Annotated in this window: 16 protein-coding genes; 11 read left to right on the top strand and 5 right to left on the bottom strand. The window is 68.8% G+C overall.

Annotated elements, in window-relative coordinates; genetic code table 11:
- Window positions 1–10: 10 nt before the first annotated feature.
- The 5 genes from A5700_RS06230 (at window position 11) to A5700_RS26540 (ending at window position 3834) form a co-directional block, all read left to right on the top strand.
- Entirely contained in the window at window positions 11–1267 is a 1257-nt protein-coding gene (locus A5700_RS06230) for an MBL fold metallo-hydrolase (RefSeq protein WP_068071444.1), read from the top strand.
- A complete protein-coding gene (locus tag A5700_RS06225; protein ID WP_068071359.1) occupies window positions 1264–2013 on the top strand; it encodes an SDR family NAD(P)-dependent oxidoreductase in 750 nt (249 codons plus the stop codon). The genes A5700_RS06230 and A5700_RS06225 overlap by 4 nt, the downstream gene beginning before the upstream one ends.
- A gap of 16 nt (window positions 2014–2029) precedes the next feature.
- Window positions 2030–2503: a VOC family protein gene (locus A5700_RS06220; protein ID WP_068071361.1), complete on the top strand. Its 474-nt coding sequence runs from the start codon at window positions 2030–2032 to the stop codon at window positions 2501–2503.
- A 10-nt stretch (window positions 2504–2513) separates the two neighbouring features.
- A complete protein-coding gene (locus A5700_RS06215) occupies window positions 2514–3485 on the top strand; it encodes an LLM class flavin-dependent oxidoreductase (protein ID WP_068071363.1) in 972 nt (323 codons plus the stop codon).
- A gap of 64 nt (window positions 3486–3549) precedes the next feature.
- Entirely contained in the window at window positions 3550–3834 is a 285-nt protein-coding gene (locus A5700_RS26540) for a hypothetical protein (protein ID WP_197502869.1), read from the top strand.
- Window positions 3835–3840: 6 nt separating this feature from the next.
- Here the strand turns inward: A5700_RS26540 and A5700_RS06210 are convergent, their stop codons facing one another.
- Window positions 3841–4488 (bottom strand): GntR family transcriptional regulator, encoded by a 648-nt coding sequence (locus tag A5700_RS06210; protein WP_068071365.1) that lies wholly within the window; start codon window positions 4486–4488, stop codon window positions 3841–3843.
- A 58-nt stretch (window positions 4489–4546) separates the two neighbouring features.
- On the opposite strand from A5700_RS06210, the gene A5700_RS06205 reads away from it, so the two are divergent.
- The 3 genes from A5700_RS06205 to A5700_RS06195 are packed head-to-tail and all read left to right on the top strand — an operon-like array spanning window position 4547 to window position 8022.
- Window positions 4547–5920, top strand: coding sequence for an LLM class flavin-dependent oxidoreductase (locus tag A5700_RS06205; RefSeq protein ID WP_068071367.1), 1374 nt, complete (start codon window positions 4547–4549; stop codon window positions 5918–5920).
- Window positions 5913–7097 carry a CaiB/BaiF CoA-transferase family protein gene (locus A5700_RS06200; protein WP_068071446.1) on the top strand — a complete coding sequence of 395 codons (1185 nt, stop codon included), beginning with the start codon at window positions 5913–5915 and terminating at the stop codon, window positions 7095–7097. Before A5700_RS06205 ends, A5700_RS06200 begins: the two co-directional genes overlap by 8 nt.
- A 13-nt stretch (window positions 7098–7110) precedes the next feature.
- A complete protein-coding gene (locus A5700_RS06195; RefSeq protein ID WP_068071369.1) occupies window positions 7111–8022 on the top strand; it encodes a CoA ester lyase in 912 nt (303 codons plus the stop codon).
- On the opposite strand, the gene A5700_RS06190 is transcribed toward A5700_RS06195, so the two are convergent.
- Genes A5700_RS06190 through prpD form a run of 4 tightly spaced genes read right to left on the bottom strand, consistent with a single transcriptional unit; the run spans window position 8019 to window position 14954 of the window.
- The gene (locus tag A5700_RS06190) at window positions 8019–11402 is read right to left on the bottom strand and encodes a pyruvate carboxylase (RefSeq protein WP_068071371.1); all 3384 of its coding nucleotides are present in this window, start codon (window positions 11400–11402) and stop codon (window positions 8019–8021) included. The two genes, A5700_RS06195 and A5700_RS06190, sit on opposite strands and share 4 nt — an antisense overlap.
- Window positions 11403–11407: 5 nt before the next feature.
- Entirely contained in the window at window positions 11408–12535 is a 1128-nt protein-coding gene (locus A5700_RS06185) for a bifunctional 2-methylcitrate synthase/citrate synthase (RefSeq protein WP_068071373.1), read from the bottom strand.
- Complete coding sequence (gene prpB, locus A5700_RS06180; RefSeq protein WP_068071375.1) at window positions 12532–13449, bottom strand: methylisocitrate lyase; 918 nt, start codon at window positions 13447–13449, stop codon at window positions 12532–12534. The genes A5700_RS06185 and prpB overlap by 4 nt, the downstream gene beginning before the upstream one ends.
- A complete protein-coding gene (prpD, locus tag A5700_RS06175; RefSeq protein ID WP_068071377.1) occupies window positions 13446–14954 on the bottom strand; it encodes a 2-methylcitrate dehydratase PrpD in 1509 nt (502 codons plus the stop codon). Before prpD ends, prpB begins: the two co-directional genes overlap by 4 nt.
- A 109-nt stretch (window positions 14955–15063) precedes the next feature.
- On the opposite strand from prpD, the gene A5700_RS06170 reads away from it, so the two are divergent.
- The 3 genes from A5700_RS06170 to A5700_RS06160 all read left to right on the top strand — a co-directional run bounded on the left by A5700_RS06170 (window position 15064) and on the right by A5700_RS06160 (window position 18973).
- Window positions 15064–16485 carry a short-chain fatty acyl-CoA regulator family protein gene (locus tag A5700_RS06170; RefSeq protein ID WP_156671099.1) on the top strand — a complete coding sequence of 474 codons (1422 nt, stop codon included), beginning with the start codon at window positions 15064–15066 and terminating at the stop codon, window positions 16483–16485.
- Between the two features lie 116 nt (window positions 16486–16601).
- A complete protein-coding gene (locus tag A5700_RS06165; protein WP_231973834.1) occupies window positions 16602–17516 on the top strand; it encodes a zinc-binding alcohol dehydrogenase family protein in 915 nt (304 codons plus the stop codon).
- A complete protein-coding gene (locus A5700_RS06160) occupies window positions 17513–18973 on the top strand; it encodes an aldehyde dehydrogenase family protein (RefSeq protein WP_068071383.1) in 1461 nt (486 codons plus the stop codon). Before A5700_RS06165 ends, A5700_RS06160 begins: the two co-directional genes overlap by 4 nt.
- The last annotated feature ends 16 nt before the right edge of the window (window positions 18974–18989 follow it).

Genomic DNA, 18989 nt, shown 5'->3' with positions numbered 1-18989 from the left:
GACAGCGGCGATGGGCAGTGACGCGGCGCGCGGTGAACCGGTCTACCGCGGTAGGCCGACGCCGGACGCCATGCGTCCGGCGTCGGCCGAAAAGGCCCAGCGCATCGCGCCGGGGCTGTGGTGTTCGCCCGGACTGTCGAATTCCTACCTGCTCACCACCGGCGAGGGCCGGGTGGTCGTCAACACCGGCATGGGTTTCGAGGGGCCGGTGCACCGCGCCAACTTCGACGCGGTGGACTCCTCGCCGGTGCGCTATGTGATCTTCACGCAAGGCCACGTGGACCATGTCGGCGGCCTGGAGAGCCTGCGCGATCCGGATACTATCGTTGTAGCGCAAGCGAATTGGACGACGTGGCGGGACGACAACGAACGCCTCATCCCGTACCGCGCCAGCCGCAGTGCGTTCGCGTTCAAGGACACGCTGGCGGCGGGCATCGGCGCCATCCAGCGCCGGCTCGGCACCACCCGACTGGCCGGTCAAAGCGCGCCGGTCGTGGACCTCGATTTCGCGGACACCCTGACGTTGCGGGTCGGTGATCGGCGCCTCGAGCTGATCTCGGTGCCCGGTGGTGAAACCACCGATTCGCTGGTGGTCTGGTTGCCCGATGAGCGAATCTGCCTGTGTGGGAACACGTTCGGCCCGCTGTTCGGGCACATTCCCAACCTGGTGACCATGCGCGGCGACCGTTATCGCGACGCCTTGACGGCCATCGCGTCGGTGGAGCGGGTTCGCGACCTGGGCGCCGAGTTGCTGGTGACCGGCCACTTCGAGCCCATCGCCGGCGCCGACCTGATCTACGCCGAGCTGACACGGCTGCGCGACGCGCTCGAGTACGTCCACGACCAGACCGTCGCGGGGATGAACGCCGGCAAGGACGTCCGGACGTTGATGCGCGAGATCACCTTGCCCGCGGATCGCGAGGTGGGACAGGGCTATGGCAAGGTCGCCTGGGACGTGCGCGCCATCTGGGAGAACTATTCCGGCTGGTTCCACCACGAGTCGACCACCGAGCTGTACCCCGTCGGGTTTGACGCCGTCGCCGCCGATGTGGTGGAGTTGGCCGGCGCGGACGCCCTGGTGCGACGGGCCCGCGACCACCTCGACGCCGGCCGTCCCCTGCACGCCATCCATCTCGCCGAGCTGGTCTCCACCGACCACCCGGAAGTGCGAGGCGTGCTCCGGGAAGCTCACGACAGACTCCTCGCCGCGAGCACCAATTTCTGGGAGAGCGCCTGGCTCAAGCAGCAGGTGGCCAGGAACTCATGACGGCGCGCGTCACCTTCGATTTCACCGGGACCACCGCGCTCGTCACCGGCGGCACCAGCGGCATCGGGCACGCCATCGCGCGCCTGTTCCGCGACGCCGGGGCCGAGGTCGCCATCACCGGAACCCGGCCCGCCGCAACCGATTACGACCGCGACCTGGATGGCATGAGCTATCGCCAGCTGCGGATCACCGATTCCGACTCCGTGGACGCCCTGGCGCGGGGGTTCACCCACCTCGACGTGCTCGTGAACAATGCGGGCGCCAACTTTCCCGGCGGTCTCGACGAGTCCCGGCCGGACGGCTTCGACGCCTCGGTGGCCCTCAACCTCACCGGACCGTACCGCCTGACGGTCGGCCTCCACCGCGCGCTCAAAGCGTCCAGCGCGGCCGGCGGCGCCAGCGTTGTGAACCTGGCGTCGATGTCGGCGTTGCGCGCCGTCACCCTGGTGCCCGGATACGGCGCCGCCAAGGCCGGCGTCATCTGTCTCACCAGGAACCTCGCCGTCAAATGGGCCGGCGACGGCATCCGGGTCAACGCGGTCGCCCCCGGAGTCATCGACACCCCGATGACCGCGCCCATGCGCGGCGCCCAGGAACTGGTGGATGCCGAGCTGGCGCACATCCCGCTGCGCCGTCTCGGGTCCGCCGACGAAGTCGCCCCGACCGTGGCTTTCCTGTGCACTGAGCAGAGCAGCTACACCAGCGGTGCGCTCTTCGTCGTCGACGGCGCGTCGGATTGCATCTGAGAATGGGGGATGGGCAATGACATTGGCGCTACGCCCGGAGGATTTCTATCACACCGGCATCGTCGTCCCTGATGTCGGTGAGGCCATGGCCTACCTGGGTGCCTTGGGCGGATACCGGTGGACCAGCCCGATGAGTTACACGCTGCCTCTGCGCACCGCCGACGGAACCGTGGAGCTGACGTCCACCTTCGTCTACTCGCTGCAGGCACCACACCTCGAGCTGATCCAGGAGGTACCTAGCAGTCCTTGGACGGCGGCGCCGGGCAACGCCATCCACCACCTGGGTTACTTTGTGGACGACCTCGCCGCGTCGGCCCGGTCGTTGCAAGACAACGGTTTTACCTTGGAGGCGACGGCTAACACCGCGCCGCCGGGCCCGGCGCTGTTCGCCTACTATGTGCATGCCTCCGGTACGCGGATCGAGATCGTTGACCGAGCGCTGTTCCCCGACTTTCCGGCGTTTCTGCGGTCCGCCGCGGATTCCGAGTAGGGGTCCCGACGTGCCGCTGACCGTCTTGCGTTTCAATTTCGCCTCGCCACAAGGAGATCCGCGCAACCAGCACAAGCTGGTGGCAGCCGCGCTGGAGATGGCGCAGTGGGGCGAGGCGCGCGGTATCACGTCGATCAGCGTCGACGAGCACCACGCCACCGGGCACGGCTGGAGCTGCAACCCGATCATGGCCGCGGCGATGCTCTTGGCCCGCACGTCGACGCTGATCGCCAGCGTCGATTGCGCGCTGGGCCCGCTGTGGAATCCGGTGCGGCTCGCCGAGGACATCGCGCTGGTCGACAACATGAGCCGCGGGCGGTTGCACACGACGGTGGGCCTCGGCTACCGCCCTGTCGAATACGAAGCGCTGGGCGTCGATTTCGGCGAGCGGGGTCGGCTGATGGACGGCCTGCTCGAGCGGGTGCTCGCCGTCTGGTCGGGCCGCGATCCCGAGGCGGCGTTCGGCGGTGGCACCTGGTCGCGCCCGCACCCGCCGCTATACGTCGGCGGCGGCGTGCCCGCCACCGCCCGGCGCGCGGCGCGTTTCGGGTTGCCGCTGAGCCTGGCCGACCACCTGCCCGACGTCGCCGCCTACTACCGGCAACTGTGCTCGGAGACCGGCCTGAAGCCGATCATCCTGATGCCGGGCCCGGTGAACCGCGGCATGATCTACCTGCACGAGGATCCCGACCGGGCCTGGGCCGAGCTCGGTGAACACATCCTCTGGGAGGCAAAGACTTACGGCCGCTGGTCCACCGACCAGCGTTCGCTGATGCACCTGCCCGGAGTCGAAACCTTAGACCAGGTGCGGGACTCAGGCCGATACCGCTTCCTGACCCCCGACCAACTGATCGCCGAGGTGCGGGCGGCCGACAACTACGGCCCGCTCGTGCTGCACCCTCTCGTCGGCGGCATGCCGATCGACGAGGCCTGGAAGTCGTTGCAGTTGCTCACCGATTCGGTGTTACCCGCCTTGGCATGACCCGCGATTACGCGAACCGATAGCGGGTACCTCGGACTGAACCGAAGCGAGATAGGGGATCACGATGAGGGCAGAAGCACAACGCGCGGCGGCGCTCCTGGGCGGAGCCGCCGTCGTCACGCTGGGGCTCGGTTTGGCCGGTGGCGTCGGCGCGGCGGCCACCGGCGGTCAGGCACCGGCCGCACCGCCGACGACGTCCAATCCGGCGCCGCCGCAGTCGGCGCCACCGGCCGCACCCCAGGTGCCGTCCGGCGGCGGCACCGGCGGTGGTGTGTACGGCGACAACGGTGGCGGCGGCGGGGCCGGTGGCGGCGGAGCCGGTGGTGGCGCTGGTGGCGGGGGCGGATAGCGCGGGTTAGCCGTCGCGGCGCTGCAGCCACTCGGCCAATGAGTGACCCGCGTCCAAGACGTGCCGTTCGGCGATGGACCGAGCGCGCTCAACGTCCTTGTCGGCGAGCGCATTCAGCAGTTGCTCGTGCTCGTCGAGCGAGTGTTGTTCGTGGTCCGGGAACACGGTCAGGAAGTTGCTCGGCACCACCCGCACCGCGTGCTTGATCTGCGTCATGAGCCGCGGCGAATGGGCGGCGCGGTGAATCTTTTGGTGAAACTGCCAGTTCGCCGTGCCGATGCTGGCGTCCCCGGAGCGCGCCACCACGTCCGCGGCTAGTTCGCGCAACGTGGCGAGTTCGGTCGGGTCCATGCGCTGGGCCGCCCAGGCCGCGGCCTGCCCGGTCAGCACCCCGAGAATGGTGAAGCTGTCGACGACATCCTCGGGGCTGATGCCGATCACGGTCACGCCGCTGCGCGGGGCCACCTGCACCAAGCCCTCGTAGGACAGTTCGAGCAGCGCCTCCCGCACCGGAGTCCTGCTGGTAGCGAATTCTTCGGTGATGGCGTCCAGGTCGATCCGAGTGCCGGCCGGCAGCGCGCCGGTCAGGATGCGGTCCCGCAACTCCCGGGCGGCGCGTTCGCGCACCGTCCCGGCGATATCGATCGTGGCCATTCCGGCATGGTATCAACTGACGTTTGATATCTGAAATGTCAGATGTTACGTTTCTGGTATGGCTGATCGGCGCAACGACAAGATGTCCCTGGTCGCGTTCATGCAGGCGGGCAGTACCTCGGTCTATGCCGGCTCGTGGCGGCATCCGGCCACGGAACACGGCTACCTGGACGCCTCGTACTACGCCAAGATCGGCCGGCAGCTCGAAGAGGGCTGCTTCGACCTCATGTTCTTCGACGACCGCCTGGCCATGCCCGGCGTCTACGGCGGCTCGGTCGCCGACGCGGTGTATTACGGGGCCCGCCCGGTGAAGTTGGACCTCGGCGTCGTCCTCGGCGTCCTGGCCCAGGCCACGTCGAAAATCGGCCTCGGAGCGACGTATTCGACCACGTACTATGCGCCGTTTCACGTCGCCCGCACCTTCGCCACCCTCGACCACCTGTCCGGCGGCCGGGCCGCGTGGAACGTGGTCACATCCGTCAACGACAGCGAGGCCCAGAACTTCGGCGTCGACGCCCACCTCGGGCACGACGAACGCTACGACCGCGCCGACGAATTCATGGATGTGGTCACCGGATTGTGGGACACCTGGGAGGACGACGCCATCCTGCACGACCGGGTGGCCGGTCAATACGCCGATCCGGCGAAGGTGCACGAGCTGGGCCACGTCGGCCGCTTCTTCTCCGCGCGTGGACCGCTGACGGTGCCGCGAACCCCGCAGGGCCGGCCGGTCATCATCCAGGCAGGCTCGTCGGGCCGGGGTCGCGAATTCGCCTCACGCTGGGCGGAACTGATCTTCACCGGTGACCCGGGCATCGATATCGCCCGCAGCCACTACGCCGACCAGAAGGAGCGCATCGCCGACGCCGGACGCGATCCCGGCAGGGTACGGATCTGCCCCATGGCCTACGCTGTGGTCGGCGAGTCCGAAGCCCACGCCAAGGAGCGCGAAGCGTTGTTCCTCAACGATCTGGTCCATCCGATGGCGTCGTTGACGCTGCTGTCGGAGTTGATGAATTACGACTTCGCTCAGCATGATCTCGACGATCCGGTGACGGATGAACTGTTGGCGTCGGTGTCCGGCATCCGGGGGCTGGTGCAAAACCTGCGCACCCATATCGGTGGGGACACGGTTACGCTTCGCGATCTCGCCAACCATCGCGCCACCCTGCTGCAGGGCCCCCGCTTCGTCGGCACCGGCGAGCAGGTCGCCGACCAGATGGCCGATTGGTTCCAAAGCGGTGCGTGCGACGGATTCGTCTTGGCCGCAACGCATTTACCGGGCGCCTTCGAGGATGTCGTCCGCATGGTGGTGCCCGAACTGCAGCGCCGCGGCTTGTTCCGCACCGAATACGAGTCGACTACGCTGCGCGGACACCTCGGACTGGACCGGCCGACGAGCACGAGGGTGACCGCCGGTGCGCATGCTTGACGGTGTACGCGTGCTCGACCTCGCCACCCTGGCGGCGGCCCCCCTGGTGGCCACCTACCTCGGCGAGTTCGGGGCCGATGTCATCAAGGTCGAGGATCCGCGCAGCGGCGATCCGATTCGTGGCTGGGGCAACCAGCGCGACGGCGTCGGGCTGATGTGGAAGTCGTTGTCCCGCAACAAACGCGCCGTGACGCTCGACTTGCGCAGCGCCGAGGGGCAGGCGTTGGTGCGCCGACTGGTGGAGCACGCCGACGTCGCCATCTTCAACACCCGGCCGCAGACCCTGCGCAAGTGGGGCCTGGACTATGAGAGCCTGCGCGCCGTGAACGAGCGCATCGTGATGCTGCACATCACGGGGTACGGGCTGACGGGCCCCAAAAGCGAGCGCCCGGGCTTCGGCACGCTCGGGGAGGCGATGAGCGGCTTCGCGCACATCACCGGCCAGGCCGGTGGGCCACCGACGCTGCCGCCGTTCATGCTGGCCGACGGTGTGGCCTCGCTGAACGCGACCTATGCCGTGTTGATGGCGCTCTACCACCGGGACGTGCACGGCGGTCCGGGTCAGTTGATCGACGTGAACCTGATCGACCCGCTCGCCCGTCTGCTCGAGCAGACGCTGCTGGGTTACGACCAACTGGGTCTGGTACCCGAACGGTCCGGGAACCGTTGGGACATCTCTGCTCCCCGCAACACCTATCAAACCGCGGACGGGCGGTGGCTGGCCATGTCCGGCAGTTCGCCCGCGCTGGCGTTGCGGGTGTTCTCGGCAATCGGGCGTGACGACCTGGTGGCCGACCCCGACTTCTCCGACCCGCAACGCCGCCTGGCACGGGCCCGGGAGGTGGACAACGTGGTCGCCGAATGGGTTGCCACCAAGACGCTTTCGGAGGCGATGGCCGTGTTCGAGGCGCACGAGGTCGCCGCCGCACCCGTGTACGACATCCGCGACCTCGTCGCGGACGAACAGCTGGCGCACCGGCAGGTGTTCGTCTCGGTGCACGACGAACAGCTCGGGTCCATGACCGTGCAGGCGCCGGTCCCGCGGTTCTCGGCGGCGTCCGGCTCCGTCGAGCGTTTGGGTCCCGACCTCGGCGAGCACAACGTCGAGGTGTATGGCGAACTACTCGGCCTGACGCCCAACGAGATTGACGACCTACGCGCCCGCGGGGTGCTGTGACCGAGGGACTTCGATGACCGACCTGCTCCGCCGCTCCGAGCTCGCGGTGCCCGCGAGCAATGACAACATGTTCGCCAAGGCCGCCGGCTGCGGCGCGGACCTGGTGTTCCTGGACCTCGAGGACGCGGTGGCCCCGGCGTTCAAGGAGGCGGCCCGCGCCAAGGCCATCGCCGCGCTCAACGAGATCGACTGGGGCCGCACCGCGCGGGCGATCAGGATCAACGGACTCGACACCCAGTGGTGCCACGACGACGTCGTCGAGGTGGTGACCCGGGCCGGCGAGAACCTGGACACCATCATCGTCCCGAAACCCCGCCGGGCGCGCGACGTCTGGTGGGTGGACGTGCTGCTCACCCAGCTCGAGGCGAAGCTGGGGCTGAGCAAGCAGATTCGGCTCGAGGCGCTCATCGAGGAGGTGGAGGGCCTGGCCAACGCCGAGGAGATCGCAGTGGCCAGCCCGCGGCTGGACGCGCTGATCTTCGGTGTCGGCGACTTCTCGCTGTCCCAGGGCGCACGGGTGGACACTAACTTCGCCCCCCTCGGCGAATATCCCGGGGAATTCTGGGCTTATGCGCGTAACAAGGTGATCGTGGCGGCGCGGATCGCCGGCATCGACGCGATCGACGCCCCCTATCCCGACTACCGGGACCTCACCGGGTACGAACGCGACGCCCGACGCGCGTCGCTGCTCGGCTACACGGGCAAGTGGGCGATCCATCCGGACCAGGTGCCCGTCGCCAACGAGGTGTACGCCCCGACCGCCGACGAAATCGCCCGCGCCGAAACCAACGTCGCCGCCTACCGCGAGGCCGAGGCCAACGGCCGTGGGGCGGTCGGGGTTAACGGCGTGCTCGTCGACGCGGCGCACGTCAAGCAGGCCCAGCAGACGCTGGCCCGGGCGGCCCTGGTCGGCCGCAACCGCTAGCCCAGCACCACCAACAGGTCGCCGCCCTCGACTTGGGCGGTCTGCGACACCGCGACCCGCGCGACCTTCCCGGATTTGGGCGCGGTCACGGCCGCCTCCATCTTCATGGCCTCGATCGTCGCGACCGTCTGCCCGGCCTCGACGTCGTCACCGACGCTCACCGTGACGGTGACGACACCGGCGAAGGGGGCGGCGACCTGGTCCGGGTTGGCGCGGTCGGCCTTCTCCGCGGCCGGGACGTCCGCCGCGATGCTGCGGTCGCGCACCACGACCGGGCGCAATTGTCCGTTGAGGATGCACATCACCGTGCGCATGCCGCGTTCGTCGGCCTCGGAGATGGCCTCCAACCCGATCAGCAACTCCACGCCACGTTCCAGCTCGACCCGATGCTCGTCGCCCTGGCGCAGGCCGTAGAAGAATTGATTGGCGCTCAGCCTCGAGGTGTCGCCGAACTGCTCGCGGTGGTCGTCGAGCTCTTTGGTGGGCCCGGGGAACAGCAGGCGGTTCAACGCCGCCTGCCGATCGGCACCCGGCACGGCCAGAGCCCGCTCGTCGTCGGCCGCCAGCTCCTGCTCCGGCTTCGCCGGCCCGCGGCCCTCCAACGCCTTGGTGCGCAACGGTTCCGGCCACCCACCGGGCGGGTCGCCGAGCTCACCGCGCAGGAAACCGATCACCGAGTCCGGGATGTCGTAGCGGGCCGGGTCCTCGGCGAAGTCCTGCGCGCTGATGCCCGCACCCACCAGCGCCAGCGCCAGGTCGCCGACCACCTTGCTCGACGGGGTCACCTTGACCAGGTGCCCGAGGATCGCGTCGGCCCCGGCATAAGCCTCTTCGACGTCCTCGAAGCGATCCCCGAGCCCCAGCGCGATGGCCTGCTGCCGCAGATTGGACAGTTGGCCGCCCGGGATCTCGTGGCGGTAGACGCGCCCGGTCGGTGACGGCAGCCCGGATTCGAACGGCGCGTACACCTTTCGCAGCGCCTCCCAGTAGGGCTCCAGGTCACACACCGCGGTGAGCGACAGGCCGGTGTCGTGGTCGGTGTGTGCGGCGGCCGCCACGATCGACGACAGCGCGGGTTGGCTCGTGGTCCCGGCCAGCGGCGCCGCGGCGCCGTCGACGGCGTCGGCCCCGGCGTGCCAGGCCGCCACGTAGGTGGCCAACTGCCCGCCCGGCGTGTCGTGGGTGTGCACGTGCACCGGCAGGTCGAACCGGGACTTGAGCGCGGAGACCAGCGTCGTGGCGGCGGGGGCGCGCAGCAACCCGGCCATGTCCTTGATGGCAAGGACGTGGGCGCCCGCGGACACGATCTGCTCGGCCAGCTTCAGGTAGTAGTCGAGCGTGTAGAGCGTTTCGGCGGGGTCGCTCAGGTCGCCGGTGTAGGACATCGCCACTTCGGCGACGGCGGACCCGGTTTCGCGCACCGCGTCGATCGCGGGCCGCATCGAGTCGACGTTGTTCAGGGCGTCGAAGATTCGGAAGATGTCGATGCCGGTCGCCGTCGCCTCCTCGACAAAGGCCGACGTGACCACCTCGGGATAGGGCGTGTAGCCAACGGTGTTGCGTCCGCGCAGCAGCATCTGCAGGCAGATGTTGGGCATCGCCTCCCGCAGCGCGGCCAGCCGCTCCCACGGATCCTCCTTGAGAAACCGCAGGGCGACGTCGTACGTTGCGCCACCCCAACATTCGACGGACAGCAGCTGCGGCATGGTCCGCGCGATGTAGGGCGCCACCATCATCAGGCCGCTGGTGCGCACCCGAGTGGCCAGCAGGGATTGGTGCGCGTCGCGGAACGTGGTATCCGTGACGCCGACACCGCGCGACTCGCGCAGCCAGGCGGCGAAGCGCTCCGGCCCCAGCTCGGCCAGTCGCTGCTTGGAACCGGCCCGCGGGGCCGCCGACAGGTCGATGTCGGGCAACTTGTCGTGTGGGTAGACCGGTGACGGGCGCTCTCCGTGCGGCTTGTTGACGGTGACGTCGGCCAGGTAGTTGAGGATCTTGGTGCCGCGGTCGGCAGAGCTGCGGGCGGTGAGCAACTGCGGGCGTTCCTCGATGAACGACGTCGTCACGCGGCCGGCGCGAAAGTCCGGATCGTCGAGAACCGCTTGCAGGAACGGGATGTTGGTGGACACACCGCGGATGCGGAACTCGGCGACCGCGCGGCGCGCTCGCCGCACGGCCGTCGGGAAGTCGCGGCCCCGGCAGGTGAGCTTGAGCAGCATCGAGTCGAAGTGCGCGCTGATCTCCGCGCCCAGCGTGGTGCCCCCGTCCAGCCGTATCCCGGCGCCGCCCGGGGTGCGGTAGGCCGTGATCCGCCCGGTGTCCGGGCGGAACCCGTTAGCCGGGTCCTCGGTGGTGATGCGGCACTGCAGCGCGGCGCCGTGCGGCACGATGGAATCCTGGCTCAGGTCAAGGTCTTCGAGCGTCTCCCCGCCGGCGATCCGCAGCTGCGACGACACCAGGTCGACGTCGGTGATCTCCTCGGTAACCGTGTGCTCCACCTGGATGCGGGGGTTCATTTCGATGAACACGTGCCGGCCGTTCTCGTCCAGCAGGAACTCCACCGTGCCGGCGCACGAGTAGCCGATGTGGCGGGCGAACGCCACCGCGTCGGCGCAGATGCGTTCGCGGACCGCGGGATCGAGGTTGGGCGCGGGTGCCAACTCGATGACCTTCTGGTGCCGCCGCTGCACACTGCAATCCCGCTCGTAGAGGTGGATCACGTTGCCCTGGGTGTCGGCGAGGATCTGCACCTCGATGTGCCGCGGATTGATCACGGCCTGCTCGAGGAACACCGCGGCATCGCCGAACGCCGATTCCGCCTCGCGGCTGGCCGCCTCGATGGCTTCGGCCAACGAGCTGCTATCGGCGACCCGCCGCATGCCGCGGCCGCCACCGCCGGCGACCGCCTTGACGAACACCGGGAACGTCATCGACTCGGCGGCTGCCAGCAGCTCCTCCACCGATGTCGAGGGCGCCGAGGAGCTCAGCACCGGCAGGCCGGCCTCCCGCGCCGCCGCGATCGCCCGGGACTTGTTGCCCGTCAGCTCCAGCACCTCGGCGCTCGGTCCGACGAAGGTGATGCCGGCCGCGGCGCACGCCGCCGCCAGGTCCGGATTCTCCGACAGGAAACCGTAGCCGGGGTAGATGGCGTCCGCCCCGCACGCCCGGGCCGTCGCGACGATGTCCTCGACCGACAGGTAGGCGCGGACCGGGTGGCCCTCGGTGCCGATCTGGTAGGACTCGTCGGCCTTGAGCCGGTGCACCGAGTTACGGTCCTCGTAGGGATAGACCGCGACGGTCCCGATTTCGAGCTCGTAGGCGGCACGGAACGCCCGAATCGCGATTTCCCCGCGATTGGCGACCAACACTTTGGCGAACACGGTACTTACGATAGAGGCCGCTGCGGCGGTCCGACATACTCGCTGAGGGGACGGATCAACGCGTTGGACGCGGTCTGCTCGATGATGTGGGCCGTCCACCCCGTAATCCGGCTCATCACGAATATCGGTGTGAACGCGCCGATGTCAAAACCCATGAGGTGGTACGCGGGCCCGGTGGGGAAATCCAGGTTCGGCTTGATGCCGTTGGCCTCGGCCATACCCTTTTCCAGGACGGTGTAGATGTCGAGCCACTTGCGCCCGTCGCGCACCGCCGCCACCCGCTCGAGCGCCGCCTTCATGGTGGGCACCCGCGAGTCACCGTTCTTGTACACCCGGTGGCCGAAGCCCATGACCTTCTCTTTGCGGGACAGCTTGCCGCGCAACCACTCCGACGCCCGCTCGGCACTGCCGATCTCGAGCATGTCGTGCATGACCGCCTCGTTGGCACCGCCGTGCAGCGGCCCCTTGAGTGCCCCGATCGCGGCCGTCACCGCGCTGTAGATGTCGGACTGCGTGGAGGTGACCACCCGCGCCGCGAAGGTTGAGGCGTTGAAGCTGTGCTCGGCGTAGAGCACCATCGACTGCTCGAAGGCGTCCACGATGACCCGCTCGGGGACGTCGCCGAAGCACATGTGCAGGAAGTTCTCCGCATAGTTCATGTGGCTGTGCGGGGCGATGGGTTCCAGGCCGCGCCGCCGGCGCATATCGGCCGCGACGATGGTGGGTAACGCGGCGAACATCCGCAGCGCCTTGCCGTAGTTGGCCTGTTCGCTGCTGTCGTCCTCGTCGGGGTCTTCGGCTCCCATCGAGCTGATGAAGGTGCGCACCACGTCCATCGGATGACAGTTGTCGGGCAGCTTGGCCAGCAGCGACAGCTGGGACCGGGTCAGCCGGCGCGCGGCGCGTTCCCGCTGAGCGAACAACGCCAGTTGCTGGTCGTCGGGCAGGTCGCCGTGCCAGAGCAGGTACGCCACCTCTTCAAAGCTGCGTTGCGTGGCGAGGTCTTGCACGGCGTAGCCGCGGTAGGTCAGCGAATTGGTCTCCGGGACCACCTTGGAGATCGCCGTGGTGTCGACGACGACACCGGCCAAACCCTTGTAGACGCGCGGTTGGTTGTCTTCCACGGTGCTCACGGCGTGACTCCTTGCAGGGCGAAGTTGTAGATCTCGGAATCGAATTGGTTGTAGTCGGCGTAGCGGAGCAGCTCGTAGAGCCGGCTTCGGTGCTGCATGTTGTCGAGAATCCCCGATTGCGTTCCGCTGGAGGCGATTTCGCGCAATCCCAGCTCGACGGCGCGCATGGCCAGCCGCAGCGTCGTCACCGGGTAGATGACGGCGTTGTAGCCGATGTCGGACAACTGCTGGGCGGTCAACAGCGGCGACTTGCCGAACTCGGTCATATTGGCCAGCAACGGGGTGTCGACCGCGTCGCGGAACCGCTCGAACTCCGCCGGCCCGCGCAGGGCCTCGGTGAAGATCAGGTCAGCGCCCGCGTCGGTGTAGGCCTTGGCCCGGTCGATCGCGGCCGCCAGGCCTTCCACGCCGGCGGCATCGGTGCGGGCGCAGATGACGAAGTTGGGGTCGCGGCGGGCGGCCACGGCGGCCCGCAACCGCTTGATCATGTCGGCGGCCGGCACCACCGCCTTGCCGTCGAGATGCCCGCAGCGCTTCGGGTTTTCCTGGTCCTCCAGGTGCAGGCCGGCCAGTCCGGCGTCTTCGAGCACCGTCACCGTGCGGGCGGCGCTCATCGGTTCCCCGAAGCCGGTGTCCGCGTCGATCAGGGTGGGCAGGTCGGTCACCGACGCGATCTGCGCCCCGCGCCCGCTAACCTCCGTCAAGGTGGTCAGGCCGACGTCGGGCAGCCCCAGGTCGGCCGAGAGTGCCGCGCCGGACACGTACACCCCGTCGAACCCGATCTCGGCGATGAGTTTGGCTACCAGCGGCGAGAACGCGCCCGGATACCGTTGCAGCACACCGCCTTGCAGGCCGCTCCGTAACCGGGCGCGTTTCTCGGTCGCGGGCACGGCGCTGCCGATCAGTCCACTCATCCGAAGATCCCCGGTGGGATCGTCGGCGCCTTGTCGAGCACCAGGGGTCCGACGGTGATGTTGAGCGCACCCAACGCGCCCGCCTGCAGGTCCGGCAGTGCCTCGACGGCCGAGAGGAACCGGCGCTGCTCGCCGTCGGACACGACGCCCTCGGCCAGCTCGGTGAACTTCCCGATGTATTGCTTGCGCTCGAATGGCCGCGCCCCCAGCGGGTGTGCGTCGGCGACCGCGATCTCGTCGACAATGACCTCGCCGCTTCGCAGGGTGATCTCGGCACGGGCGCCGAACGCCTTCTCGCCCGGGTCGTTGGAGTGGTAGCGCCGGGTCCACTCGGGATCCTCGACGGTCGACACCTTGCGCCACAGCTCGACGGTGTCGGGCCGGTGTGCTCGCTCCGGCGCGTAGGAACGCTCGTGATGCCAGGTGCCGTCCTGCAGCGCCACGGCGAAGATGTACATGACCGAGTGGTCCAGGGTCTCGCGGGAGGCGTCCGGGTCGAACTTCTGCGGGTCGCCCGAACCCGTGCCGATCACGTAGTGGGTGTGGTGGCTGGTGTGCAGCGCGATCGTCGCGATCTGCTCGAGGTCACCGATCCGGTCGCGTAGCCTGCGGGCCAGGTCGATCAGCGCCTGGCTCTGGTACTCGGCCGAATGCTCCTTGGTGTAGGTGTCGAGGATGGCGCGCTTGGGCTCGCCCGGTTCGGGCAGCGGCACCTGATAGGTGTGCTCGGGGCCCGACAACAGCCAGGCGATGACGCCGTCCTCGCCCTCCCAAATGGGTGCCGGCGCGCCCTCACCGCGCATGGCGCGGTCGACGGCTTCGATGGCGACCTTCCCGGCCCAGGCCGGGGCGTAGGCCTTCCAGCTCGAGATCAGGCCCTTGCGGGACTGCCGGGTCGCGGTGGTCAGGTGCAGCGCCTGGCCGACGGCCTGGTAGATCGTCTCCTTGTCGAGGCGCAGCATGGTGCCCAGCCCGGCGGCCACGGACGGGCCCAGGTGCGCGACGTGGTCGATCTTGTGCTCGTGCAAGCAGATTCCCTTGACCAGGTCGACCTGGATCTCATAGCCGGTGGCGATGCCGCGGATCAGGTCGGCACCGCCGACCCCGAGGTGCTGGGCGACCGCGACCAGGGCGGGGATGTTGTCGCCGGGGTGGGAGTATTCGGCAGCCAAAAACGTGTCGTGAAAGTCCAACTCGCGCACGGCCACCCCGTTGGCCCAGGCCGCCCATTCCGGTGAGTAATCACCGTCGACACCGAACACCTTGGCGCCCGCCGCGGAATGGGGGTGCGCCACAGCCTGCGCGCGGGCGGCGGTGACCGGCCGGCGGGTGATCGACGCGGCGCTGACCGCCGCGTTGTCGATGATGCGGTTGATCACCATCGCCGCGGTGTCGGAGGGCACCTCGACGGGGTCCGCGGCGACCTCGGCGACCTTCCACGCCAGATGCTCGGTGCGGGGGAAGTTTTCGGCGCTACGCCGGGTCCGAACGTCGTGAATGCGCATAAGCCGCACAGTACGCACGGGCGTCGAGCCGGTAAAGGCACTGCAAAAGCGTATTTTTGTGTCCTGTGCGGGGCGGTTTTGCGAAGTTTGCGAAACTGCCGCGGGTACCGTGAGGCGGGTGGCGAAGACGTTCGCCGGAGCGCGGCTGCGGCGGTTGCGTGAGGAGCAGGGGCTGACCCAGGTGGCGCTGGCGCGTGTCCTGGGACTGTCGACCAGCTACGTCAACCAACTCGAAAACGACCAACGGCCGATCACCGTGGCGGTGTTGCTGACCCTCGCCGAGCGCTTCGACCTGCCGTCGCAATACTTCGCCCCGGACTCCGATGCCCGCCTGGTCTCGGATCTCAGGGAGGTGCTCACCGACACGCCGGCCACCGATGCGCAGATCGAGGAGCTCGTCGCCCGCATGCCGGAGATCGGCCAGACGCTGGTCAACCTGCACCGGCGGCTGCACGACACCACGGCCGACCTCGAGGCGCTGCACAGCCGCGCCAACCTCGACCTGTCGGTGCCGCCGCAGCAGTCGATGCCGTTCGAGGAAGTGCGGGACTTCTTCTACGACCGGAAAAATCACGTGGCCGAGTTGGACGTCGCGGCCGAAGAGCTGTTTGCGAAGGCCCGCTTGCGCATCGGTGGGCTCGACGGACAACTTGCCGAGCTGCTCGGCGCGCAACTCGGCGTGACGGTGGTGATCGACGACGGCCAGGTGTTGAGCGCCAACGCCAAGCGCCTCTTCGCCCCCGAATCGCAAACCCTGTATCTGGCCCGCTGGTTGCTGCCCGGGCAGCGCGCCTTCCAGCTGGCCACACAGATCGCGCTGCTCACCCAGGACAGGATGATTGCCGGGATCATCGCCGCCGACGACCAGCTCAGTGACGACGCGCGGGGCGTGGCCCGCATCGGGCTCGCCAATTACTTCGCCGGCGCGCTGCTGCTGCCGTACCGGGCCTTCCTCGGCGCCGCGGAACGGGCGCGGTACGACATCGATTACCTGGCCCGCCGGTTCGAGGTGGGCTTCGAGACCATCTGTCATCGGCTGTCGACCTTGCAACGGCCCGGTGCGCGTGGGATTCCGTTCATCTTCGTCCGCACCGACAGCGCCGGAAACATCTCAAAGCGCCAGTCCGCCAACGCCTTTCACTTTTCCCGCGTCGGCGGAAACTGCCCGCTGTGGGTGGTGCACCACGCGTTTGCCCGCCCGGGTCAATTCCTGACCCAGGTGGCGCAGATGCCCGACGGGCGCACCTACTTCTGGGTGGCGCGCACCACCACGACGGAGCCCAGCCGATACCTGGGTCCGGACAAGAGCTTCGCCATCGGGCTCGGCTGCGACGTCGCGCACGCGAACAAGCTGATCTACTCCGTCGGCATCGACCCCGCGGACCCCGAGGCCACCGTGCCGATCGGCGCCGGCTGCAAGATCTGCGATCGACCGGCGTGCCCGCAGCGGGCCTTTCCCTCGCTGGGGCACCCGGTGTACGTCAACCCCGACAGCAGCACCGACCTGCCCTACCCGCCGGTCATCTCGTGACGGCCGTTTCGCTTGCCGGATAGGCGCGGCTGAGCGGACCGTTTCGATCCGCCGTCCGGGGAAACCCTTTGCGTCAGCTGCACATCGGAGGACGTGGAGGTCGTATGCGCGCGGCGGTGCTAGAAGCGGCGGGGCAGAACCCGACGGTCCGGGACTTCGACGAACCCGACGGCGATCCCCGCCGCGACATCGTCGAGGTCACCCTCGCCGGATGCAACCCGGTGGACCTCATCCTGGCGTCGGGGAAGATGGGGCAACCGGTGATTCCGTCCGTGGTCGGCAGGGAAGGGGTCGGCACGTTGGGCGGCAAGCGCGTGTACTTCAACGCGCCGCCGGATCCGTTCGGGTCGTGGGCGCAACGCTGCCGCATCGACCCGGCGAAGACCTTTCCCGTTCCCGACGGCGTCGACGACGACCTCGCCGTGGCATGCGGCATCGCCGGGCTGGCGGCGTGGTTGCCGCTGACGCGGCACGCCGACGTGTCACACGGCCAGTCCGTGTTGGTGCTGGGCGCCACCGGGGTGGTCGGCCGCATCGCCGTGCAGGTGGCCAAACTGCTTGGCGCGGGCCGGGTTGTGGGTGCGGGCCGCAACCCGGACGCCCTGGAACAGGCGCGCGCCCTCGGCGCGGACGCCACGGTGCAGCTCGGCGGTGACGACGACGCGGAATCCCTGCGGGCCGAGGCCGGCGATGCGGGCGGCTACGACGTGGTGATCGACCTCGTCTATGGCAAGCCGTTCCTCGCGGCCCTGGACGCCACCGCGAACGGGGCCACGCTGATCACCGTCGGCGAAGGCGCGGGACCGACCGCCGAGGTGCCGTTCCGGTCGTTGACCGGGCGCACCCACGTGGGGCACCTCAACGACGCGATGGGACCCGACGTGCTGCGCGACGGTTACCGGGAAATCACCGAACACGCCGCCGAGGGACGGATCAGCGTCGAGACGCGCCGGTATTCCCTGGAGGACGCTCAGCGGGCCTGGCACGACCAGGAATCCGGCCCGCATATCAAACTCGGAGTGGCCCCATGACCGACCGTTACGGACCGTTCACGTCGATGCCGATTGGAACCCGTTGGCGCACCGGGTCGTCCGGTGAGAAGCGCGCCGATACCGACCCGTGGACCGGGGAGACGCTGACCGAGATCGCCCAAGCCGACGCCGGCGACCTCGACGAGGCGTACGACACCGCGTCGCGCGCGCAACGCGAGTGGGCCGCCCGGCCCCCGTCGGGGCGCGCGGGCGTATTGCGCCGCGCCGCCGACGTGATGACCTGGCGCAAGGACGAGATCACCGAGTGGCTGGTGCGCGAGACCGGTGGGACCCTGGCCAAGGCCGAATTGGAGTGGAGCCAGGCGCTGGCCGTGCTCTGGGAGGCGGCGTCGATGCCGCACCACGTCGAGGGCAAGATCATGCCGTCGGACGTGCCCGGCAAGGAGAGCCGCGTCTACCGGGAGCCCGTCGGCGTGGTCGCCGTCATCTCGCCCTGGAATTTCCCCATGCAGCTGTCGAATCGGTCGGTCGCACCGGCTCTGGCCGTCGGCAACGCTGTGGTGCTCAAGCCGGCCGGGGACACACCCGTCACCGGTGGGCTGCTGCTGGCCCGCATCTACGAGGAGGCGGGCCTCCCGCCGGGATTGCTGTCGGTGCTGATCGGGTCGGGATCGGAGATCGGCGACGCCATCGTGCAGCACCCGGCCGCGAAGGTGGTGTCGTTCACCGGGTCCACCAAGGTGGGCGAGGGGATCGCCCAGAAGGCGGCGCTCAAGCGGACCGCCCTCGAACTCGGGGGCAACGGGCCGGTGGTCATCCTCGACGACGCCGACCTCAAGCTCGCGGTCGACGCCGCGATCTTCGGGTCGTTCTTCCACCAGGGCCAAATCTGCATGATCGCCAACCGGATCATCGTGGACGCCGGCATCTACGACGACTTCGTCGAACGCTTTGTGGCGCGGGCGAAATTGCTGCGCGTTGGCGACCCGTCCGACCCGGCCACGCAGCTGGGGCCGATCATCAACCGATCGCAGCTGGACTCGATCCAGGACAAGGTGGCGCGGGCGGCGAAGGACGGCGGTGAACTGTTATGTGGCGGCGACCCCTTCGGGCCGACCGGCCTGGCCCTGCCACCGCACGTCCTGACGGCGGGCAACGACGCCCCGACCGCCCGCGAAGAGGTGTTCGGCCCCGTGATGACGGTGATCCGCGCCGAGGACGAGGCCGACGCGCTGCGGCTGGCCAACGACACCCCCTACGGGCTGTCCTCGGCGGTGTTCAGCGGCGACGTCGAACGGGCGGTGCGTTTCGCGCGGCGCATCGACGTAGGCATGACGCACATCAACGATTCGCCGGTCAACGACGACGCCAACACCGCCTTCGGTGGCGAAAAAAGTTCGGGGATCGGCCGTTTCGGCGGTCAATGGGCCATCGACGAATTCACCACCGAACAGTGGATCTCCGTTCAACACGAGCCGCGTGAGTACGCAATCTGAGCCCCAGGTTCAATAG

This window comes from Mycobacterium sp. E1214 (assembly GCF_001666755.1).
In the GTDB taxonomy this organism is placed as follows: domain Bacteria; phylum Actinomycetota; class Actinomycetes; order Mycobacteriales; family Mycobacteriaceae; genus Mycobacterium.
Note: the sequence above shows the minus strand (reverse complement) of the source record. Positions and strands in the feature narration are given on the sequence as shown.